Source organism: Nonomuraea sp. B19D2 (genome assembly GCF_040137845.1).
Classification (GTDB): domain Bacteria; phylum Actinomycetota; class Actinomycetes; order Streptosporangiales; family Streptosporangiaceae; genus Nonomuraea.
In genome coordinates this window covers 1-1,322 of the sequence record NZ_JBEFAK010000147.1, presented here as the reverse complement: position 1 = coordinate 1,322, position 1,322 = coordinate 1, and the positions used below count along the sequence as shown (strand labels likewise).

General features: G+C 60.1%; 2 protein-coding genes. Both read left to right on the top strand.

All coding sequences use genetic code 11. The annotated features are described in order from the left end of the window. Positions 1 to 105 precede the first annotated feature (105 nt). Positions 106 to 399 carry a transposase gene (locus ABN273_RS59190; protein WP_349458593.1) on the top strand — a complete coding sequence of 98 codons (294 nt, stop codon included), beginning with the start codon at positions 106 to 108 and terminating at the stop codon, positions 397 to 399. A 17-nt stretch (positions 400 to 416) separates the two neighbouring features. Continuing rightward, complete coding sequence (locus tag ABN273_RS59185) at positions 417 to 1,277, top strand: IS3 family transposase (protein WP_349458594.1); 861 nt, start codon at positions 417 to 419, stop codon at positions 1,275 to 1,277. The last annotated feature ends 45 nt before the right edge of the window (positions 1,278 to 1,322 follow it).

The following is a 1,322-nucleotide window of genomic DNA, read 5'->3' as shown; positions in this document are numbered from 1 at the left end:
CTGAGGGAATGGAAACGCTACTCGGCCAAACGCAGGAACTGAGGTGCCCCGAACCTTCCGGACTCGGACCCAAGTAGGGTCAGAGGCAGTCCGGGAAGGAAGCACGTGGCGAAGAAGCCGAGAATATATCCGCCAGAGTTGCGGGCCGAAGTCGTGCGGGCCGTCGTCGAAGACGGGAAGACCCCTGCACAGGTTGCCCGCGATTTCGGGCTGGTCGCAGAGACGGTTCGCAATTGGGTGAAGGCCGAGAAGTCGAAGAACTCGGGTACCACTGACGAGGCCCGCGCCGCGATCGACCGCGCCAGGCTCCAGGAGATGGAACGACGCGTTCAGGAGCTTGAGCAGGAGAACGCTTTTCTGAAAAAAGCCGCGGCCTTCTTTGCGAAAGAACTCCCGTAAGCGAGAAGTACGAACTCATTCTCGCTGAGAAGGCCAACTTCGAGATCATCATGATGTGCCGCTTACTCGGCGTGTCGAAATCTGGATACTACGACTGGGAGAAGCGCCCGATGTCGGCGGCCGAGCAGCGGCGCGAGGACCTCAAACCCTTGATTGACTTCGTGTTCGCCGAATCCGGCCGGACCTACGGGTACCGCCGTGTTCATGCGGAGCTCAGGCGCGCCGGCGTCGAGGTGGACGACGAACTCGTCCGCAAGCTCATGCGCCAGATGGGCCTGATCCCGGTGCAGGTCAAGCGACGCCGAGGGCTGACGATCGCGGACAGGACCGCGGCTCCGATCCCTGACCTGGTACGACGCGACTTCAGCGCGGAGGCGCCCGGCCAGAAGATGATCGGTGACATCACGCAGATCGATACGGGTGAGGGTCCGCTTTTCCTGGCGACGGTTATCGACTGCTTCAGCAAGAGCGTGATCGGTTGGGCGCTGGATGTGCGATATCCGGCGCGCTTGGTGTGTGCGGCCATTGATATGGCCGTGGCTCGCATCGAGATGCCCGACGGGGCGATCTTTCATTCCGACCGTGGGAGTCAATATACGTCGATCGAGTTCGGTGAGACACTCGGTGAGTACCACATCAGGCAGTCCGTAGGGCGCGCTGGGAGTTGTTTCGACAATGCGATGGCGGAATCGTTCTTCGGTAAGCTGAAGACGGAGATGGTTCATCCCCGGGCATTCGCCAAGCGTGCCGAAGCGCGGCGCGAGCTGATCAAATTTATCGAGGGATTCTATAACCGGCGAAGACTTCACTCTGGGTTGGGATATCGCCCACCATCGGAGGTGCTAGAGGAATGGTTCGATAATCGGGTCGCGGCATGATATAGTTTCATTTGGGTCGAGTCCGGAAAATTCGGAGCCCCTCAG